Genomic DNA, 18,823 nt, shown 5'->3' on the forward strand with positions numbered 1-18,823 from the left:
GCCCGGTTGCATCTGAGCAATCGACTCAGCGGCCCGGGCCCCGGCTCTTTCGAGCGACAGATGATGATGCGACTTTTGCTTTCGTTATGGCTGCTTGGCAGCACCCTCGCCTTCCCCCTGCATGCTGACGACACGCCCCCGGATCTCGCCGCCCGGATCAGCTATCACGACCGGAACACCGGCAGCGATGGCATCGCCAGAGAGAGTGTCTGGCAAGAGAAGTGGCTGCGGGTGGGCAATCAGGTGTGGAGCCAGCGGCTCATTCCCCTCCCCCTTGCCCGTGCCTATCACGCCACTCACGACGCCACGCCCGGCCACAAGCACTTTACCCACCAGATGGCGGCCCGCTGGGTCAGCCGCAGTGATGAGGGTGAACTTCAGCTGCGCTATGCCGACAGCTGGCACAACCAGCTGGTTGAAGTGCCGGTGGAAGAGTATGGCCAGGTGGCCTTCAAGCCCGACTGGCTGCGGATCCGCCATCTCGTCAACCCGGGGCTGATCGAGGGGATGACCCCGCTGGATGAGGCCGCCCCCGAGCAGGCCCGCTGGTATGAAAAGCGCGAAGGGCAGCAACGAACCCGCATTCTCTGGTCGAGTCAGTGGCAGATCCCGCTGGTGGTCGAGTCGGCCAGCCTCGATGGCTATCGCAGCTACCGGATGGAGGTGACCCTGCGCAAGCTGCCTGCGCAGCTCCCCTGGCAGCAACTCGCTGATTACGAAGTGCGCGATCTGCGGGATTTCTTCGACTGAGATCCCAACCTCTCAGCGGGCACAACGACAACGCAGGCAGGAATGTTACACTCTGCATATTCGACTCTGGCTCACGACCTTGATGCGCGCTCTCTGCCTGCCCTTTTTTGCCCTGCTGTTGTTGCTGGTGAACACCGGTGCCCAAGCTATTGTGCTGGTGGCGGCCGAGCTGCCCCCTTACGTCATTCGCTCCTCTCACGGCAAACCAAGCGGTGTCGCCATCGAGATCATGGAGGAGGCCGCCCGGCGCCTCAAAGAGCCGCTCACCATCGAGCTGATGCCGCTGGCCCGAGCCCTCACCCAAACCGCCCATCGCAAGGATGTACTGCTGATACCGCCAGTACGCAGCTCTCAACGGGAGCATCTCTACTACTGGGTTTCCCCCATCCTTGATGAAGAGTTCCTCATTGTCAGCAATCGCCACAAGCATCCCACCCCGCTCATGATAAACGCGCTTCCTTCACTCAAGGTGGGCACCTTGCGTCACTCCTTCGGCCAGTATCTGCTCAAGCAGAGGCTGAATCTCGCCAGCCAAACCGTCGCCACCGAAGACCTCAATGCCCTCAAACTGCAACGAGGACGCATCGATGCCTGGGTCGCAGCCTGGAACGTCATCCTCTACAACCAGCAGACGGGCGGATTTTCCATCGATGAGATAGTAAAAGGCGAATCCTTGATGCGTACCCAGTTATTTATCGCGGCCAGCAAGGATTTTCCCTTCACCGAAGGGCGTCGCTGGCAAGCCGTGATTGACGAGATGCGCCGTGATGGCTCGCTCACGCGGATCATCCGTCAGTACAACTATCACTCTCCTGAGTAGTCACTCAATCACGGTTGCCAAGGCCGGCCAGAATGGTTATGGTAGCCCCATGAAAATACTCGCTATTTCCTCGCATTTGCTCACACCCTGCTGAGCCCCCGCCTCGCTCCTTCGGCCGCGAGTCGCTTGGGGGCATGGCATTTTCAATCGATTGAACCTGTTGAATCCATTTTTGTAACACTTTGCGTGATGGCCAACCTGCACCCGCCGGTATGGGCCTATCCGCTATTGATAAGGAATATCTTATGAAACAACCTCATCTGGTTATCTCCAGCCTTGATCTGGACCGTATTGAACAACTGCTCGGCAACCACCCGCAGCATCTGGCCCTGCAAGAGGAGCTGGACCGCGCCGAGATCCGCGAACCAGCCGACATGCCGCCGGACGTGGTCACCATGAACAGCAAGGTACGCTTCAAGATGCAGAGCAGCGGCAACGAGTTCTGCCTGACCCTGGTCTACCCGCGCGATGCCAAGGGCGACGAGAGCAACATCTCGGTACTGGCGCCGGTGGGCAGCGCCCTGCTCGGCCTGAAAGTGGGCGACAGCATCGCCTGGCCGGGCCCGGCCGGTCGCACCATCGAGGTCGAAATTCTGGACGTGGTTTATCAGCCGGAGCGCGCTGGCGAGCTGCACCGCTGAGTCCCCCGGGCTGGTCCTCCCCTGTTGATCAGCCCGCTTGCTCGCCCTTGCCAGCTGATCCCGATCAAGCTTTGCGCACCTTGCCCCCCGGTTTTTAGCCCCTTTTCCTGCTGCTGCTTGAGCCTGACTCGGGGGGCAGGTATCTTGTTGGCCGCGTCATGGTCATGACGCACCGAATTTCAGGCTGACATCATGATAAAAATTGCCCTCATCGACGATCACCAGATCGTCCGATCCGGTTTTGCCCAACTGCTCAATCTGGAGCCAGACCTGCAGGTGGTCGCCGAATTCGGCTCCGCCAGCGACGCCCTTGCCGGCCTGCCCGGCAGCGGGGCGCGAGTCTGCGTCTGCGACATCTCGATGCCCGACCAATCGGGGCTGGAGCTGCTCAAGCTGCTCCCCTCCGGCCTTGCGGTGGTGATGCTCTCGGTGCACGACAGCCCGGCCCTCATCGAGCAGGCGTTGCAAACAGGCGCCAAGGGTTTTCTCTCCAAACGCTGCAGTCCGGACGAGCTGATCGCTGCCGTGCGCACCGCCGCCCTGGGTGGGTGTTATCTGACGCCGGACATCGCCCAGAAACTGGCCAGCAGCAGCCGGGATCCCCTCACCAATCGGGAGCGGGAGATTGCCCAGTTGCTGGCACAGGGGCTGGAGGTGAAGGCCATCGCCGAGCAGCTTGGCCTCTCCCCCAAGACGGTTCACGTCCATCGCGCCAATCTGATGGACAAGCTCAAGGTCAGCAACAACGTCGAGCTGGCCCACCGCATGCTGGATAGCTGGTGATCTCCCGTTTTGCCAGCTATGTCGCCATCGCGCTGGCGGCCTGTTTCATCTTTGCCGCCGGCTGGTTTTGTCTCTGGAGCATCAGCCTGCATCTGGCGGGCGGCCCGGCGCTGGCGGTGCTGCTGTTCCCCTTCGGCCTGCGCCTCGGCTTGCTGCTGCAAAGCCCGGGCCACTACTGGCCGCCGCTGTTGTTGTGCGAAGGGCTGCTGCTCTACTGGCTCAATCTGGAAGTGGGGCTACCCCACTGGCCGTGGCTGGTCGCGGGCAGTCTGCTGACCCTGATACCGCTGCTGATTGCCCGCCGCCAGCAGGTGCGCAACGACTGGCAACAACTGTTGCTGCTGCTCGCCACCGTCACGGCAGCTGCGCTGCTGCAAGCCCTGCTCTGGTATCTGGCGGGGGAAGATGGCCTTTCGGCCCTGCTGCTCAGCCTGACCGGCGGGCTGACGCTGACCTCCACCTGCATGCTGATCTGGCACTACCTCACCCGCGCCACCTGGGTGCCGCTGGGGCCTGCGTTGGTGGATCAGCCGGTGGAGTGGCGCTTTCGCCATCTGGTCTGGTATCTGCTGCTGTTCGTGCTGAGCCTCTGGCTGCAACTGGGGTTGCCCAACTCGCTGGTACGCTTTACCCCGTTTTGTCTGGCCATCCCCATCATCGCCATGGCGTGGCGCTACGGCTGGCAGGGGGCGCTGCTCGCCACCCTGATGAACACCATCGCCCTGCTGGCGAGCCAAGCCTGGCATGACCACCCCCTCGATCTGCTGCTCTCCCTGCTGGCCCAGAGCCTCACCGGCCTGCTGCTGGGTGCCGGGATCCAGCGCCAGCGCGAGCTCAATCAGGCGCTGACCCGCCAGCTTGCCCACAATCGCCAACTCACTGAGCGGCTGCTGGAGACCGAGGAGAGCATCCGCAAGGAGGTGGCGCGCGAGCTGCACGACGACATCGGCCAGACCATCACAGCCATTCGTACCCAGGCAGGGATCGTGCGCCGCCTTGCCCCCGATAATGCCGGGGTGGGCCAGAGCAGCGCCCTGATCGACACACTATCGCTCGGGATCTATGACGCTGTGCGCGGTCTGCTCGGGCGGCTGCGCCCGCGCCAGCTCGACGACATGACTCTGGAACAGGCGGTACGGGCACTGCTCAGAGAGCTGGAGCTGGAGCGTCACGGCATCGTCACCCGGCTGGTGTGGCAACTGGCAGATGGCGATCTCTCCGATGCCCAGCGGGTCACCCTGTTTCGGGTCTGTCAGGAGGGGCTCAACAACGTGGTCAAACATGCCAACGCCCACTCGGTCACCATTCGCGCCCGGGCCAGCGGCGAGCTGTTGCAACTGGTACTGGAAGATGATGGCCGCGGTCTGCCTGAAAGCCGCCCGCAACAGGGCTATGGCCTGCTCGGCATTCGCGAACGGGTACAGGCCCTCGGAGGCAGTCTGCAACTCTCCTGCATCCACGGCACCCAGCTGACGGTCAACCTGCCCAGTCGCAGACGGGAAGAGAGTCATGGCTAATCACCACCAGAGGGCCTGCCTGTGCTGAGTTTTATGAGAAGCGCGCCGCCCCGGCCCCTTATCCGGGATCAGGGCGAGATCGACGCCACCTATCGCCACTGGCGGCTGCACCTGCTGCTGACCATGTATCTGGGCTACGCGGTCTTCTACTTCACTCGCAAGAGTTTCAACTTCGCCATGCCGGACATGCTGGCGAGCGGCATGCTGGACAAGTCCGACATCGGCATGCTCTGGACCCTGTTCTACATCACCTACGGCTGCTCCAAGTTCTTCTCCGGCATCATCAGTGACCGCGCCAACCCGCGCTACTTTATGGGTGTCGGACTGATGGCCACCGGCGTTATCAATATCCTGTTCGGCCTCTCGTCGGCACTCTGGATGTTTGCCGCCCTCTGGGTCGCCAACGCCTTCTTCCAGGGCTGGGGCTGGCCCCCCTGCTCCAAGCTGCTCACAAGCTGGTATTCGCGTACCGAGCGCGGGGTCTGGTGGTCGGCCTGGAACACCGCCCATAACGTCGGCGGGGCACTTATCCCCCTCATCGTCAGCACCATCGCCCTGCAACATGGCTGGCGCTACGGCATGATAGTGCCCGGCCTTATCGCCATCCTTGCGGGGTTGTTCCTCTGCTGGCGACTGCGGGATACCCCGAATGCCATGGGACTGCCGACAGTGGGCGAGTGGCGCAAGGACGCCATGGAGCTGGCCCAGCAGACCCAGGATGCGGGGCTCTCCCATCGCCAGATCCTGCGCAAATATGTGCTGGGCAACCCCTATATCTGGCTGCTCGCCTGCTGCTACGTGTTGGTCTATGTGGTGCGCACCGCCATCAATGACTGGGGCAACCTCTACATGACCGAGCAGCGCGGCTTCAATCTGATGAGCGCCAACTCGGCCATCTCCATGTTCGAGGTGGGGGGCTTTATCGGCGCTTTGGTGGCGGGTTGGGGATCGGACAAGCTGTTCAACGGCAACCGTGGCCCGATGAACCTGATCTTTGCGGTGGGGATCCTGCTGGCGGTGGGATCGCTCTGGCTGATGCCCTTCTTCAGCTATGTGATGCAGGCGGCCTGCTTCTTTACCATCGGCTTCTTCGTGTTTGGCCCCCAGATGCTGATCGGCATGGCAGCGGCGGAGTGCTCCCACAAAAACTCGGCGGGGGCCGCCACCGGCTTTGTCGGCCTGTTTGCCTACATGGGGGCGGCGCTGTCAGGCTATCCGCTGGCCAAGGTGATGGAGATCTGGCACTGGAACGGCTTCTTCGTGGTGATCTCGGTGGCGGCAGGTGTCTCGGCCCTGCTGCTGCTCCCCTTCCTCAAGGCGCAGGCACCGAGACCCCCTCAAGCGAATGCAGATTAGCGGGTGGCAGCTAACGAGCTATATCCGGCAAGCAGACAGGGCGCGGATCACCGCGCCCTGATTTTATTCCTGAACCTATTCCTGCATCAGGCCGCCTGACAGACCCGGTTCTTTCCTTCCCGCTTGGCCCGATAGAGAGCGTCATCCGCACGGCTGAACAGGCTGTCAAAGTGCCACTCCCCCTGCCAGTAAGCAATACCCATGCTGACGGTGATATGAATCCCCTCCACCTCGCTGGCCGCAAGCTGAACCAGCAGTGACTGGCAACGGGCGATGGCCTCGTCTGCGGCGACATGGCGAAACAGCAGCACAAACTCCTCACCCCCAAAGCGGCCCGCCAATACCCCCTCCAGCTCGCGCAGTGCCAACCCGACCCGCTCCAGCACCCGATCACCCACCTCATGACCATGCCGATCGTTGATCTGCTTGAAGTCATCCAGATCGAGCACCACCAACGCCCCCTGTTGTGCAGGGCGTCCCCGGGCCAGACGCTCCATAAAACCACGGCGATTGAACAAGCCGGTCAGCGGGTCATGACTGGCCTGATAGCGCAGCTCCAGCGCCCGGTGCTGGTTGCAGAGCAGCAGCACCCCGAAGGTAAGCATGGAGCTGCCCACCAGCATGGAGACATAGGGCAACACGTTGAACAGCTGACGCTGGAACGGGCTTTCGATCACCTCGCCCCACACGGTAAACATCCGCATCAATGTCATGGCAATCAGTACCAGATTGAGGCCAATCAGTACCCAGACTGCCACCTGATAATCGGGTCGACCGTGCCGCCAGAGCTGCCAGATGATGAGCGTACTGAGCATGAGGAAGGTGGCGCTGCTGATCATCACCCGCACAGCAATCCGGCCATCGATGGCGACCGACCAGGTCATGATGGCGGCAAACAGCAGGATGAATCCCCAGCAGGCAGGCCAGCCTGGCGATTGACGGAAGAAACAGCGCTGGGCAACCAGCAGCAGCGACACATGAAAAATCAGAAAGACATTGCCAACCCAGGAGCCATAGGGGGTGGGGGTCAGCAGTAAACTGGCAAATCCCGCCTGACCCAGCATGGCAAACAGACTGGACCACCACCAGACCCCGACACCGGGAATATCGTTGTGGGTAACACGAATGATGGTAAGAGTGAGGAAACCGAGACAATAGCCACACAAGGCCATGATCATCAAGGTAAAAATATCCAGCTTAAGCAGTAGTGAGGCGTCCATACCAAAGCCATGCAGAGAGGGTAACTGAGTATATGAGAAGCGTTTGCCAAGACCCAGTGGGACTTGATGGTTTTCATAATAAAGCCCGTTCGTTTGCTGACAAACAGCGCAATGAGCGTGATATCCCATCAATACGTATTTGTCTCCGCCCCTGAAAAAAGTCTCTTATGGAGCTTGTCGGTGCAATAAGAGCCGCAAGCGGCGCCTTGGCTTTGTAACAAAATGTCTTGGGCATAATTTGGGCTTGAACCCACCCCATTAGATAGATATGTTGTTTTCGTGTGATTTTATGAATGAAGCCATGAGCAATAAATGTCTCTAACCTGTTGAGTCTTCTGACACAATTTGTTTTTGGTACATTTTTCACTCAACCACTATTCATAGCATCTCATATGGGGCTTTTGTCCCGCTCAAGACATTCATCCTGTCTTGCCTGTTGCCGGATGCAGCAGTCTCTTGTGCCACGGAGTCGCACGGGATCAGGTTCAAGGCCGAACACACCACCGACAGAGACGTCACTTATGATCAAAAAACTGATTCTTTCTACCCTGCTGTTTTGCGGGATCGCCACGGCGGCCCCGACACCTGCCCCCACGTCCACCCTGGATGCCGTGCTCGAACGCGGCGTGCTGCGAGTCGGCTTCGACGCCGGCTATCAACCCTTCGAGATGACCAACAAGCAGGGCCAGTACATCGGCTTTGACGTGGATCTCGCCAAGATGGTCGCCAAAGAGATGGGCGTGAAGGTCGAGTTCGTCAACACCGCCTGGGATGGCATCATTCCGGCGCTGCTGACCAACAAGTTCGACGTCATCATGGGCGGCATGACCGTCACTCCCCAGCGCAACCTGCGGGTCAACTTTGCCGATCCTTACATCGTGGTCGGCCAGACCATCGTCCTGCGCAAAGAGAAGGCGGGCGAAATCAAATCCTTCACCGACCTCAACGACCCGAAATACAAGATCGCGGTCAAGCTCGGCACCACCGGCGAGCAGGCAGTCAAGCGCCTGATCCCCAAAGCCACCCTGCTGCAGTTTGAAACTCAGGATGACGCCAAGCTGGAAGTGATCAACGGCAAGGTCGATGCGTTCGTCTATGACCTGCCCTACAACGCTATTTTCGCCTCCCAGAATCAGGGCGCCGTGGTGCACCTCGACAAGCCATTCACCTTCGAGCCGCTGGCCTGGGCCATCCGCAAAGGGGATCAGGACACCCTCAACTGGTTCAACAACTACCTGCGCCAGATCAAGGGCGACGGCAGCTACGACCGCCTCTACAAGAAGTGGTTCGAATCCAACGCCTGGCTGAGTCAGCTCAAATAACCTCAAAAGGGGGCGCCTTGCCGCTCCCTCTCGCAACACCCCACACAATAACGAGAAGAGGTTGTGACTGTGCACACACCCAAACCGACAAGACAGATGGAAAAACAGCCCAATCAGCTGCTCTGGCATGGGGTTTTCCTCCTGATGCTGCTGGTTGCCGTATTCGGCATCTACAAGGCTGTCCAGTCAGTGGATTACACCTGGCGCTGGGAACGCATTCCCCAATACATCGCCTATCAAGCGGAGCAGAAGAATCTGGCCGAATTTGACGGCACCGTGATTGCAGGTACCAGCGAGGCCGAGAAGGGCAAGCTGTTCCTGCAAGACGATCTCGACCCCAATGTGCGGCAAGCCATTGCCAGCACCGGCGTACAAGTCGCCGAAGGGGATACCGTTTTTCGTGGCGATACCCTCGACACCCAACTGAGCTGGACCGCCGGCCCCATCGCCTGGGGCGTCTGGGTCACCGTCCAGCTCTCGCTGGTGGCGGGCATCTTCGCCATTTTGCTTGGCACCTTGGCCGGGCTGGCGCGCCTCTCCCCCAATCCCGCCCTGCGCAATCTGGCGGTCACCTACGTTGAGCTGATCCGCGGCACGCCGCTGCTGGTGCAGATCTTTATCGTCTACTTCTTTATCGGCACCGTGCTGAACCTCGACCGCTTCACCGCCGGGGTCGCCGCGCTGGCGGTCTTTACCGGTGCCTATGTGGCGGAGATCGTCCGCGCCGGTATCAGTTCCATCCACAAGGGGCAGATGGAGGCAGGCCGCAGCCTGGGTATGACCTCGGCCCAGACCATGCGCTACGTCATCCTGCCGCAGGCGTTCAAGCGGGTGCTGCCACCGCTGGCAGGCCAGTTCATCAACCTGATCAAGGACTCCTCGCTGGTCTCGGTCATCTCCATCACCGACCTGACCAAGGCGGGGCGCGAGGTGGTGAGCTCCACCTTCAGTCCGTTCGAGGTGTGGTTTACCGTGGCCCTACTCTATCTGGTGCTCACCGGCACCCTCTCTTTCCTGGTACGCCGTCTCGAGGTGAAATATGCACGCAGCAACTGATCCCATCATCAAGGTGCAACAGGCGTCGAGATGTGCAGCCATCACCGGCACCCCCTTCGCCTTCCCGGTTCGTTTTCTGGAGGCGAAATATGCACGCAGCAACTGATCCCATCATCAAGATGCAACAGGCGTCGAGATGTACAGCCATCACCGGCACCCCCTTCGCCTTCCCGGTTCGTGTTCTGGAGGCGAAATATGCGCGCAGCAACTGATCCCATCATCAAAGCGACCGGTGTCGAGAAGTTTTACGGCAGCGAAGTGCATGCCCTGAAAAATGTCAGCACCCAGGTCGCCGAAGGGGAAGTGGTGGTGATCGTCGGCCCCAGTGGCTCGGGCAAGTCCACCTTCCTGCGCACCCTCAACCAGCTGGAGACCATCAACGACGGCAACATAGTAGTCGACGGCATCAGCCTGACCGAGCCGGGCGATGTCAACAAGCTGCGGGAAGAGGTGGGCATGGTGTTCCAGTCCTTCAACCTCTTTCCCCACCTGACGGTGCTGGATAATATCTGCCTCGCTCCGCAGAAGGTGCGTGGCCTGTCGCGCCGTGAGGCCGAAGACAGAGCCAAGGCGCTGCTGCTGAAAGTGGGGCTGTCGGTGAAAGCAGCCAGCTATCCCTCCCAACTCTCCGGTGGTCAGCAACAGCGGGTAGCCATTGCCCGGGCGCTCGCCATGCAGCCGCGCATCATGCTGTTTGACGAGCCCACCAGTGCGCTGGACCCCGAAATGGTGGGGGAAGTGCTGGATGTGATGAAGGGGCTGGCTCGTGAGGGGATGACCATGGTGGTGGTGACCCACGAGATGGGCTTTGCCCGTGAGGTAGCGGATCGGGTGCTTTTTATGGAGAGTGGCGAACTGCTGGTGGATGAAAAACCGGCCGATTTCTTCGACAATCCCCCCTCCCCACGCCTGCGCCAGTTCCTGAGTCAGGTGCTGTAGCCAACACGCTCTGCTGGATAAACGAAGAGGGACCGCAAGGTCCCTCTTCTTGTGCGTCACGCTGAGCAGGCTTAACCCAGCTGAACCCGAGTGCCCCTCTCATCGGCTCAGCGCGGGGACTTTCCCAAATAGCGCTCCACGATCACTTTCACCCCGTCACGTTTTTTGAGCTGATAGAGCTCCTTGTCAAACTGGTCGATAAAGGCCTGTTTGTAGGGGTACTCCCCCTTGCGGCTGTAGCCGAGAAACCCCTGCTCCTTGCTGAGCACCGGCCCCTGTTTGAGCAAGGACATATCGGCCACCGCCAGCTGATCGGCCTTTATCATGTTGAGCAACTCATAGAGCAGGGAGAGGCGATCATTGATGGTGCAATCGACCCGGCCGCGGACAATCTTGAGCAAGTTCTCCCGATTGCTTTTCACCTCCTCCACGTCGATCTGCTTCTCTTTTACCGCCTGCCAAAAGGCATCACCGCCGACGGCAAAACCGGCGTTCATGCCAAAGCGTAAACCATGATAGTCGAGCGGAAACCTGGCCTGCGGAGTATTGGCCGCCACACTGGCGCCGCACATCACCACCAGCTCTTCATCCAGCATCGGCTGGGAGTAGGGCCACATCCAGGGGCGACTGTCGGGCTGGTAGTAAGGCGGAAAGATGGCGAAGGCGCTGCCCTGCTCCACCATGCTCAGACCGCGCCGCCACGGCATCGGCTTGAGCACCACCTCATAGTCAGGCATGGCAGAGGTCACCTCGCGGATAATATCGGCATAGATCCCCCTGACCTCCTCCCCCTCCTGCCAGGAGTAGGGGGGATAGTTGGCATCGGCCAAAATTTCAACACGGGTTTTGGCCTGGGCCATCATGCACAACCCCAGCAACAAGCAACACCAGACGCGCATAAGCCAGCACCTCCTGAAAAAGCCTGCATCAAGCATAGCCATCCGCCGCACCTTCCTCTGCTGCCGCGCCATATTTCATGCCATCTCTTCGTTGGCAGAAAAATGTTAATGAAATATTAAAGCCATCCTTTATGCTGGAGAGCAATTGCTCTGAATGGATGGCCGCATATGGATGTGCAACTGCTTCTGCTCTACCTCTCCCCGGTTTTTCTGGCCTTTATCGGCTGGGAGATGCTCTACCTGCGCAAACATGGCGCGGCCTTTCCAACCGCCACCTACCAGTGGCGGGATCTGTTCGCCAACGCCGCCCTGGCCCTGATGCACCAAGGGGGCGATGCGCTGGCGGCCATCGCCATTGCTTATCTGTATGACACCCTATGGGGCTGGCGGCTGTTCGATATCGAGCTGAATCTCTGGAGTGTGCTACTGCTGTTTCTGTTGCAGGATCTCTGTTACTGGCTGTTCCACTTCACCAGCCACCATGTGCGCTGGCTGTGGGCTTCCCACGTGGTACATCACAGCTCGGAGCGGCTCAACCTCTCCACCGCCTTTCGCCAGAGCCTGATGTATCCCATCTCCGGCATGTGGCTGTTCTGGATCCCGATGATTGTCATCGGCTTCCCGCCCGAGGCGGTGGTCGCCACCGTGCTGCTGAGTCTGGGCTTCCAGTTCTTCGTCCACACCCAGGTAGTGGGCAAACTCGGCTGGCTGGAGTGGATCTTCAACACCCCCTCCCACCACAGGGTGCATCACGCCAGCAACGCCAAGTACATAGACCGCAACTTTGCCGGGGTGCTGATCATCTGGGATCGGCTGTTCGGCACCTTTGTGGAAGAAGACCCGGCCGAGCCGTGCCGCTTCGGCATCACCAAGCCGATCCACAGCTTCAATCCCCTCACCCTCACCTTCCACGAGTGGCGCGACATGCTGCGCGACGCCCGTGGCCTGCCTTGGCGACAAAAACTCGCGGTGCTGTTTGGCAAACCGGCCGGACCTGCCAGCCGCTGAACCTTCGCCCCGAATCGCAACTCCCGGATAGCAAGCCCCTGATAACCAGTCCCTGAAAACAAGAGAGCGCCACGGTGGCGCTCTCTTTTATGGTCAGTCACATCTTCGATATCAGAGATGGGCGAACGACCAGACGGCGGGGATCAGGCTCAGCAAGGTCACTCCGGCCAACAGCCGTTCGCGACCACTCAGGCAAAGATCTGCGCCCAGCTGACGGCGGCTGTAGAGAAACAGCAGCAGACCAGGCCCGTAGAGCAGCAAGGAGAGCAGCAGATACTCCACCCCGGCAGCATAGAGCAGCCAGAAGCCGTAACCGCTCGCCACCAGTGCCACCGCCCGCATCAGGCCTCGGCCCTGCCCACTCTCTCCCTCCTTGCTGAACGAAAGCTTGAGCAGAAACAGGCCGATCAGCAGGTAGGGCACCAAAATCATCGAGGTGGAGATAAGCAGCAGACTGGTGTAGCCCTTGCCGAGCAGCCACACCAGCAGCAGGCAAGTCTGCACCGTCAAGCTGGTGAGCCAGAGCGAGGCGATAGGCGTCCCATTGCGGTTCTGGCGCCGGAAGATTGCGGGAAATGCGCCGTGGCGGGCTGCGCTGAACGGCACCTCCGCCGAGAAGAGGGTCCAGCTCACGTAGGAGGCAAGCACCGAGACGATAAGGCCGACGCTGATGAGCAGCTTGCCCCAGGAGCCGGTCATCTGAGCCATCAGCCCTGCCATGGAGGGGTTGGGCAGCGCCGCCAGCTCGGGCCGACTCAATATTCCGAGCGCCAGCACCGAGATAAGCACATAGAGCAGCAGCGCCAATAGCACCCCAAGCACGGTGGCGGTGCCCACATCCCGCCGGTTTCTGGCGCGGGCCGACAACACCGCGGCCCCCTCGATACCGGTGAAGACCCAGAGGGTGATCAGCATGGTGTTGCGCACCTGCTCGGAGACCGGCACCGCCAGGGTGCTGCCCTGCTGATCCGCCGCGAAGGTGACCGGATCGAACCAGTAGCAGGCAAACAGGATAAACAGCAGCAGCGGCAGGCTTTTGGCCAGGGTCGCCACCAGATTGAACAGCGCCGCCTGCTGCACGCCGCGGGCCACCAGCAGGTGCACCGCCCAGAGGATGCAGGACTCGCCGACAAACGCCGCCAGAGTGTTGCCCTCACCAAACCAGACCTGCTCCGGCGTATCGACGAAGCTGCCCAGCGCCGCAAAGGCGATCACCAGATAACCCACCACGCCGATGGTGGCGCAGAGCCAATAGCCCCAGGCGGAGAAGAAGCCCACCAGCTCGCCAAAACCGGCGCGGGCGTAGCTGTAGATGCCGCCGTCGAGATCGGGTCTGAGTCGCGACAGATAGAGAAAACTCATGGCGAGCGCCAGGATGCCCACCCCCGTCACGCCCCAGCCGATCAGCACGGCGCGCGCTCCTGCCACCTCGGCCATGTTCTGGGGCAGGCTGAAAATCCCCGCCCCCACCATGGAGCTGAACACCAGCGCGGTGAGTGACCAGAGCCCAATCTTGCTCTCTTTCATGGAAGCTCCTTAGCGCAACCGGCGGCTCAGCGCCTGAATATGCTCGGGGCCGATACCGCAGCAACCGCCGATCAAGTTCGCCCCGGCTGCGCGCCAGCGCTCAGCCCAGCCAAGGTAATCCAGCGGCCCCAGATCGGCACGGATCTCGTCCAGTCCGTCGTTGGCGGTGGCCTCTTTGGGTTGCGGCGGGAAGGCGTTGGCATAGGCACCGAGGCGAATGTCTGCGCGGCCCAGCGCCTGCAATCGGGTGCGGGCAACCTCGAGGGCCCCCTCGATCACCTCGGGCTGACAGCAATTGAACAGGATGGCATCGACTCCGGCCGCCACCAGTGCGGTAACCGCATCAGCCACCCGCTCGCCGGAACGCAGTCGCGGCTCGTTGCCCGGCGCCTCATCTTCCAGCGTGAAGGAGGCCCAGAACGGCTTGCCATCGTCAGGCAGCAGCGCTTTCAGGGCCAGTGGCTCGGCAATCAGGCTCATGGTCTCGGCCAACCAGATATCCACATAAGGGGATAGCGCGCGGATAAGCGGCGTCGCCAGCTCGCTTACCTTGTCCGCCTTGAACAGGTCGGCACGGTAGGAGCCAAACAGCGGCGGCAGAGAGCCCGCCACCTGCACGGCGCCCTTCTGCGCGTCAGCCACCTCACGGGCCAGTTGTCCGGCCAGCGCTGCCAGCCCCTCCCCGTCGGCAAAGAAACGCTCATCGCCGATATGAAACGGCACCAGCGCATAGCTATTGGTAGTAATGACCCGGGCTCCGCTCGCCACATAGGCCTGATGCACGTCGCGCACCGTCTCTGGCGCCTCCATCAGGGCCAGCGCCGACCACTCCGGCTGACGAAACGGTGCACCCCGCCGTGCCAGCTCGCGCCCCATACCCCCATCCAGCACCCACAATTCCCTGGTTTCCATCTGTCGTGTCTCTTAGTTATGTGCGTTGTTTATTTGCGTATTTATCTGTTTGTTTTGTTGATCTGCGGTTTCGCATCGAATCGCTGCAGATCGTCCCGCTTCATCCTGGGAAGCCCTTTTATTATGCGGCCATAAAAACATATAGATGTTTAGATGGCCAAAATAAGATAAAACAAAGTGCCACGGGCGGCAATCAGTATCAGCAGAAATCAGCGTGCAAACGGCGAGGCAAACGCAGAAATGCAAGAGGCCACCCGAAGGTGGCCTCATCACTATCTTGATCCGCTGGCGACTTAACGCCCGGCCAGCACTCGCTTAATCTGTTTGACCCAGTCGGAGACCCGACCCTGCTGCGGCAAACCGCGCCAGATCTGCTCCCACTGGGCAGGGCTGAGCGGACGACCGAGGCGACGCTGTACGCCTGCATATAGGTAGTCATGGGCCGTGGTGGCCGCATGCTCGGAGGTGAGGAATTTGGAGACCGGATCGGTCAACCGCACATCCCGCATGCCGAGCAGCGGATAGTCGTTGTGCACCGCCGCCAGCATGGTCTCGCGCATAGCCGACTCGATGTAGCCACGGGCAAACAGGGCGGTCACCGACTCCAGCGACCCCTGATCCGGGCCATGGTACTGCTCATCAAAGACCGGGCTCGGCTCGGCCATGCCGCTTTGCACCACCGCATCGGGATCCGGCTGCGGCACGACCACCGCGGGCTTGGGGGCAACCGGCTTGGCTGCCACTGTGGCTTTGCGCGGCGCGCTCTGGCTACAGGCACCCAGTGCCAGGGCGAGCGCGACACAGGCCAGCGCACGGGAATGAGACTGCATCTTCATGACTTTTATGTCGCTCCTTTTACGATTCCTGAGCTGGCTTCTCGGCCACCACCGGCTCGACCCGGGTAACCAGCAGCTGATCGATCTTGTAACTGTCGATATCCACCACTTCGAACTTGTAACCGGCGTATTTGACCGAGTCAGTGCGCTTGGGGATCTTGCGCAGCATATACATGATGAAACCGGCGATGGTCTCGTAGTTCTGATCGTCCGGAAACTCTTCTATATCGAAGGCGCGCATCACGTCGGAGATGGGGGTGACCCCGTCCACCAGCCAGGAGTTCTCGTCGCGCTGGACGATCTGCTCTTCCACCACGTGGGTCGCCCACTCGCCCATGACGGTGCTCATCAGGTCGTTCATGGTGACGATCCCCACCACCAGCGCGTACTCGTTCATCACCACGGCAAAGTCGCCACGATGATTTTTGAAGTACTCCATCGCCTCATAGAGGTTCAGGGTATCGGGAATGATGATGACGTTTTGTACCAGCGAGCCGCTGTTGAGATCGATGCTCTGGCCGCTGATGACGCGGATCAGCAGCTCCTTGGCATCGACAAAGCCCTTGATGCTGTCGAGGTTGTGGTCACAGACCAGAAACTTGTTGTGGGGGTGTTCGGCGATCTTCGCCTTGATGTCCTCTTCATCCTCTTGCAGGGTGAAGTAGATGAGGCTCTCTCGAGCCGTCATGGCGGAGGTGACGCAGAGTGACTGCAGTTCGAACACGTTCTCGATGAGTTGATGCTCCTCGCGCTGGATAACTCCAGCCTCGGCACCGGCATCCATTACCGCATAGATATCATCGGAGGTGATCTCGTCGTTGCGCTCTGTAGAAATGCGCATCAGGCGAAACAGGGTATTGGCCAGACCATTGAAAATCCATACCAGCGGCATCAGCAGGGTGACGAAGAAGAGCATGGGGCGCACCACCACCACGGCAATCTGCTCGGGCATGATCATGGCCAGACGCTTGGGCATCAGATCGGCGATCAGGATAAACATACCGGTGACGAACACGAAGGACGCACCAGAGCTGATCTCGCCAAGCCAGGGTCCCTGGTAGAACTGGGAGACAATCCCCTTGATGGCGGGGTTGAGGGCAGACTCACCCAGGATACCGCCCAGAATGGCGACGGTATTGAGGCCAATCTGCACCACGGTGAAAAAGTTGCCCGGCTGGGCCTGCAGGGCCAGCACCTTTTCGGCCTGGCGATTACCTTCATCCGCCATCACCTGCAATTTGATTTTGCGAGACGCGGCGAGAGAGATCTCGGAGAGGGAGAAGAACACACTGCCGCCAACCAGCAGCATTAAAAAGAACAAACTATCGGCAAAACTCATGATTAACCTATTGCTACACCCGCCTTAGCACAAGACGGCAAACTGGGCCCGGGAGACCGGACCGTGAGCCCATCCGGGACTCACACAGGGGGAGTATTCTATCAGAAAACAGCCAGTTGGGGGCTTTATCTTACTCCGACCAGTTATGCAACAAAAAAGGCGCTTCACGCGCCTTTTTATTCACTTCCGGTTAGCCCTTGCCCAGCAAGGTGCCCAGATCGTCCGCCTTGGTGTGGCGTACATCCTTGCCTTTCACGTAGTAGACGATGTACTCGCAGATGTGCTGGCAGCGATCGCCGACCCGCTCGATGGCACGTGCCGCCCACAGGACGTTGAGCACCTGGGGGATGGTGCGGGGATCTTCCATCATATAGGTCATCAGCTCGCGGATGATGGACTCGTACTCGCGGTCTACCTTGTCATCTTCCTTGTAGACCGCCAGCGCCGCATCCAGATCCATGCGGGCGAAAGCGTCGAGCACATCGTGCAGCATCTTGATGGTACGACGGCCCATGTTCTCCAGCGACACCAGCGGCGGCTGCGGCTTGTTGGCGTTGTCGGTCAGCATGCGGGCGATCTTGTCGGCCACGTCGCCAATGCGCTCCAGATCGGTGATGGTCTTGATGATGGCCATCACCAGTCGCAGGTCGGAGGCGGTCGGCTGACGCTTGGCGATGATGCGGGTGCACTCCTCGTCGATCGCCACTTCCATCGCGTTGACCTTGTGGTCGTTGGCCACGATCTTGCGCGCCGCATCGAGATCCTGATCGTGGATCGCCGCAATGGCGTCGGTGAGCTGCTGCTCTACCAGACCGCCCATCACCAGCACCTGATTGCGCACGCTCTCTAGCTCGGCATTGAATTGACCGGAGATGTGTTTATTGAGGTTCATATTGTCCATACAAATAATCCTTGATGCTCCGAGTATGCCTTAGCCGTTGAACTGACCGGTAATCTGTTTATTGATGCTCATCATGTTCATATCCATAACCCTTGTTCAACCACGCCTTAGCCATAGCGACCTGTGATGTAATCCTCGGTCTTCTTCTTGGCCGGTGTAGTGAAGATGGTGTTGGTATCCGAGTACTCGATAAGCTCGCCCATGTACATGAAGGCGGTCTGATCCGACACCCGCGCGGCCTGTTGCATGTTGTGGGTCACAATCACCACGGTGAACTGGCTCTTGAGCTCGTTGATCAACTCCTCGATGGTGAGGGTGGAGATGGGGTCGAGCGCCGAGGTCGGTTCATCGAGCAGCAACACTTCCGGCTCGATGGCGATGGCGCGGGCGATCACCAGACGCTGCTGCTGACCCCCGGAGAGACCGAAGGCGTTGTCGTGCAGACGATCCTTCACCTCGTCCCACAGGGCCGCACCGCGCAGGGAGCGCTCGGCGGCCTCATCCAGGGTGCGGCGATCGTTGATCCCCTGCAGGCGCAGACCATAGACCACGTTCTCGTAAATAGACTTGGGGAACGGGTTCGGGCGCTGGAACACCATGCCCACCTGACGGCGCAGGGCGGATACATCCACGCTCTTGTCATAGATGTTGTGGCCGTGCAGCAGGATCTCCCCGTCGATGCGGCAGATCTCCACCAGATCGTTCATCCGGTTGATGCAGCGCAGCAGGGTCGATTTGCCACAGCCTGACGGGCCGATGAAGGCGGTCACCTGCCCTTTGGGGATCTTCATGTTGACGTTGAACAACGCCTGCTTGCTGCCGTAGTACAGGTTGAGATCCTTCACCTCCAGCGCGGTCTGCTCCGGGCTCAGGTTAAGCAGGTCCAGCGCGGTGTGCTGGGTAGACGTAGTCGTTACGTTGATCATCTGTTACCTCAAAATCTGTCGGTGGCGGCGGGCAATCTCATCGCCCGCGGCCGGAACGCTTGGCTGGCAGG

At 60.2% G+C, this 18,823-nt stretch carries 20 protein-coding genes; 12 read left to right on the top strand and 8 right to left on the bottom strand.

The window, feature by feature from the left end; all coding sequences use genetic code 11:
- Window positions 1-63 precede the first annotated feature (63 nt).
- The 6 genes from G5315_RS16445 (at window position 64) to G5315_RS16470 (ending at window position 5,867) form a co-directional block, all read left to right on the top strand.
- The gene (locus tag G5315_RS16445; RefSeq protein ID WP_167566591.1) at window positions 64-750 is read left to right on the top strand and encodes a hypothetical protein; all 687 of its coding nucleotides are present in this window, start codon (window positions 64-66) and stop codon (window positions 748-750) included.
- A gap of 82 nt (window positions 751-832) precedes the next feature.
- Entirely contained in the window at window positions 833-1,570 is a 738-nt protein-coding gene (locus G5315_RS16450; RefSeq protein WP_421263582.1) for a substrate-binding periplasmic protein, read from the top strand.
- A 245-nt stretch (window positions 1,571-1,815) separates the two neighbouring features.
- Window positions 1,816-2,211 (top strand): nucleoside diphosphate kinase regulator, encoded by a 396-nt coding sequence (rnk, locus tag G5315_RS16455; RefSeq protein ID WP_185227373.1) that lies wholly within the window; start codon window positions 1,816-1,818, stop codon window positions 2,209-2,211.
- Window positions 2,212-2,403: 192 nt separating this feature from the next.
- Window positions 2,404-2,994, top strand: coding sequence for a transcriptional regulator UhpA (uhpA, locus tag G5315_RS16460; protein WP_101325220.1), 591 nt, complete (start codon window positions 2,404-2,406; stop codon window positions 2,992-2,994).
- Complete coding sequence (gene uhpB, locus G5315_RS16465) at window positions 2,991-4,511, top strand: signal transduction histidine-protein kinase/phosphatase UhpB (RefSeq protein WP_421243976.1); 1,521 nt, start codon at window positions 2,991-2,993, stop codon at window positions 4,509-4,511. The genes uhpA and uhpB overlap by 4 nt, the downstream gene beginning before the upstream one ends.
- 21 nt (window positions 4,512-4,532) lie before the next feature.
- Window positions 4,533-5,867 carry an MFS transporter gene (locus G5315_RS16470; protein WP_421333434.1) on the top strand — a complete coding sequence of 445 codons (1,335 nt, stop codon included), beginning with the start codon at window positions 4,533-4,535 and terminating at the stop codon, window positions 5,865-5,867.
- An 86-nt stretch (window positions 5,868-5,953) separates the two neighbouring features.
- Here G5315_RS16470 and G5315_RS16475 read toward each other — a convergent pair whose 3' ends face one another.
- Window positions 5,954-7,087, bottom strand: a complete 1,134-nt coding sequence (locus G5315_RS16475; RefSeq protein ID WP_227340823.1) for a GGDEF domain-containing protein — start codon at window positions 7,085-7,087, stop codon at window positions 5,954-5,956.
- A gap of 521 nt (window positions 7,088-7,608) precedes the next feature.
- Here G5315_RS16475 and G5315_RS16480 point away from each other — a divergent pair.
- From G5315_RS16480 to G5315_RS16500, 5 genes are all read left to right on the top strand, one after another.
- A complete protein-coding gene (locus G5315_RS16480; protein WP_166740534.1) occupies window positions 7,609-8,409 on the top strand; it encodes a transporter substrate-binding domain-containing protein in 801 nt (266 codons plus the stop codon).
- A 96-nt stretch (window positions 8,410-8,505) separates the two neighbouring features.
- Window positions 8,506-9,465, top strand: coding sequence for an amino acid ABC transporter permease (locus G5315_RS16485; protein WP_421263586.1), 960 nt, complete (start codon window positions 8,506-8,508; stop codon window positions 9,463-9,465).
- Window positions 9,449-9,571 (top strand): hypothetical protein, encoded by a 123-nt coding sequence (locus G5315_RS16490; RefSeq protein ID WP_265177924.1) that lies wholly within the window; start codon window positions 9,449-9,451, stop codon window positions 9,569-9,571. Before G5315_RS16485 ends, G5315_RS16490 begins: the two co-directional genes overlap by 17 nt.
- Window positions 9,555-9,677, top strand: coding sequence for a hypothetical protein (locus G5315_RS16495; protein WP_265177923.1), 123 nt, complete (start codon window positions 9,555-9,557; stop codon window positions 9,675-9,677). The genes G5315_RS16490 and G5315_RS16495 overlap by 17 nt, the downstream gene beginning before the upstream one ends.
- Entirely contained in the window at window positions 9,661-10,404 is a 744-nt protein-coding gene (locus G5315_RS16500) for an amino acid ABC transporter ATP-binding protein (RefSeq protein WP_120414562.1), read from the top strand. The genes G5315_RS16495 and G5315_RS16500 overlap by 17 nt, the downstream gene beginning before the upstream one ends.
- Window positions 10,405-10,511: 107 nt before the next feature.
- Here the strand turns inward: G5315_RS16500 and G5315_RS16505 are convergent, their stop codons facing one another.
- The gene (locus G5315_RS16505) at window positions 10,512-11,303 is read right to left on the bottom strand and encodes a substrate-binding periplasmic protein (protein ID WP_216979056.1); all 792 of its coding nucleotides are present in this window, start codon (window positions 11,301-11,303) and stop codon (window positions 10,512-10,514) included.
- Between the two features lie 168 nt (window positions 11,304-11,471).
- Between G5315_RS16505 and G5315_RS16510 the strand changes: the two genes are divergently transcribed.
- Window positions 11,472-12,311 (top strand): sterol desaturase family protein, encoded by an 840-nt coding sequence (locus G5315_RS16510; RefSeq protein ID WP_319889271.1) that lies wholly within the window; start codon window positions 11,472-11,474, stop codon window positions 12,309-12,311.
- 111 nt (window positions 12,312-12,422) lie between these two features.
- Here the strand turns inward: G5315_RS16510 and G5315_RS16515 are convergent, their stop codons facing one another.
- The 6 genes from G5315_RS16515 to pstB all read right to left on the bottom strand — a co-directional run bounded on the left by G5315_RS16515 (window position 12,423) and on the right by pstB (window position 18,752).
- Entirely contained in the window at window positions 12,423-13,838 is a 1,416-nt protein-coding gene (locus tag G5315_RS16515) for a basic amino acid/polyamine antiporter (protein WP_421333437.1), read from the bottom strand.
- A 9-nt stretch (window positions 13,839-13,847) separates the two neighbouring features.
- Window positions 13,848-14,750 carry a homocysteine S-methyltransferase family protein gene (locus G5315_RS16520; RefSeq protein ID WP_421324653.1) on the bottom strand — a complete coding sequence of 301 codons (903 nt, stop codon included), beginning with the start codon at window positions 14,748-14,750 and terminating at the stop codon, window positions 13,848-13,850.
- Between the two features lie 293 nt (window positions 14,751-15,043).
- Entirely contained in the window at window positions 15,044-15,586 is a 543-nt protein-coding gene (locus tag G5315_RS16525; protein WP_069555291.1) for a hypothetical protein, read from the bottom strand.
- A gap of 19 nt (window positions 15,587-15,605) precedes the next feature.
- On the bottom strand, window positions 15,606-16,925 hold the full coding sequence (locus G5315_RS16530) for a hemolysin family protein (RefSeq protein ID WP_216954078.1): 1,320 nt from the start codon (window positions 16,923-16,925) through the stop codon (window positions 15,606-15,608).
- A gap of 190 nt (window positions 16,926-17,115) precedes the next feature.
- Window positions 17,116-17,826 (bottom strand): phosphate signaling complex protein PhoU, encoded by a 711-nt coding sequence (gene phoU / locus G5315_RS16535; protein ID WP_005334097.1) that lies wholly within the window; start codon window positions 17,824-17,826, stop codon window positions 17,116-17,118.
- A 107-nt stretch (window positions 17,827-17,933) separates the two neighbouring features.
- Complete coding sequence (pstB, locus tag G5315_RS16540) at window positions 17,934-18,752, bottom strand: phosphate ABC transporter ATP-binding protein PstB (protein ID WP_216954080.1); 819 nt, start codon at window positions 18,750-18,752, stop codon at window positions 17,934-17,936.
- Window positions 18,753-18,823: the final 71 nt, after the last annotated feature.

Origin of the sequence: Aeromonas sp. 603607 (genome assembly GCF_049171595.1) — a bacterium.
GTDB classification, from domain to species: domain Bacteria; phylum Pseudomonadota; class Gammaproteobacteria; order Enterobacterales; family Aeromonadaceae; genus Aeromonas; species Aeromonas veronii.

Excerpts from the sequence above, each read along its gene's own strand:
- rnk (WP_185227373.1), top strand. The coding sequence starts at position 1,816 with ATGAAACAACCTCATCTGGTTATCTCCAGCCTTGATCTGGACCGTATT.
- G5315_RS16485 (WP_421263586.1), top strand. The coding sequence starts at position 8,506 with ATGGAAAAACAGCCCAATCAGCTGCTCTGGCATGGGGTTTTCCTCCTG.
- G5315_RS16520 (WP_421324653.1), bottom strand. The coding sequence starts at position 14,750 with ATGGAAACCAGGGAATTGTGGGTGCTGGATGGGGGTATGGGGCGCGAG.
- G5315_RS16525 (WP_069555291.1), bottom strand. The coding sequence starts at position 15,586 with ATGAAGATGCAGTCTCATTCCCGTGCGCTGGCCTGTGTCGCGCTCGCC.
- G5315_RS16445 (WP_167566591.1), top strand. The coding sequence starts at position 64 with ATGATGCGACTTTTGCTTTCGTTATGGCTGCTTGGCAGCACCCTCGCC.
- G5315_RS16475 (WP_227340823.1), bottom strand. The coding sequence starts at position 7,087 with ATGGACGCCTCACTACTGCTTAAGCTGGATATTTTTACCTTGATGATC.
- G5315_RS16480 (WP_166740534.1), top strand. The coding sequence starts at position 7,609 with ATGATCAAAAAACTGATTCTTTCTACCCTGCTGTTTTGCGGGATCGCC.
- G5315_RS16450 (WP_421263582.1), top strand. The coding sequence starts at position 833 with ATGCGCGCTCTCTGCCTGCCCTTTTTTGCCCTGCTGTTGTTGCTGGTG.
- G5315_RS16510 (WP_319889271.1), top strand. The coding sequence starts at position 11,472 with ATGGATGTGCAACTGCTTCTGCTCTACCTCTCCCCGGTTTTTCTGGCC.
- G5315_RS16515 (WP_421333437.1), bottom strand. The coding sequence starts at position 13,838 with ATGAAAGAGAGCAAGATTGGGCTCTGGTCACTCACCGCGCTGGTGTTC.
- G5315_RS16490 (WP_265177924.1), top strand. The coding sequence starts at position 9,449 with ATGCACGCAGCAACTGATCCCATCATCAAGGTGCAACAGGCGTCGAGA.
- phoU (WP_005334097.1), bottom strand. The coding sequence starts at position 17,826 with ATGGACAATATGAACCTCAATAAACACATCTCCGGTCAATTCAATGCC.
- G5315_RS16530 (WP_216954078.1), bottom strand. The coding sequence starts at position 16,925 with ATGAGTTTTGCCGATAGTTTGTTCTTTTTAATGCTGCTGGTTGGCGGC.
- G5315_RS16505 (WP_216979056.1), bottom strand. The coding sequence starts at position 11,303 with ATGCGCGTCTGGTGTTGCTTGTTGCTGGGGTTGTGCATGATGGCCCAG.
- pstB (WP_216954080.1), bottom strand. The coding sequence starts at position 18,752 with ATGATCAACGTAACGACTACGTCTACCCAGCACACCGCGCTGGACCTG.
- uhpA (WP_101325220.1), top strand. The coding sequence starts at position 2,404 with ATGATAAAAATTGCCCTCATCGACGATCACCAGATCGTCCGATCCGGT.
- G5315_RS16495 (WP_265177923.1), top strand. The coding sequence starts at position 9,555 with ATGCACGCAGCAACTGATCCCATCATCAAGATGCAACAGGCGTCGAGA.
- G5315_RS16500 (WP_120414562.1), top strand. The coding sequence starts at position 9,661 with ATGCGCGCAGCAACTGATCCCATCATCAAAGCGACCGGTGTCGAGAAG.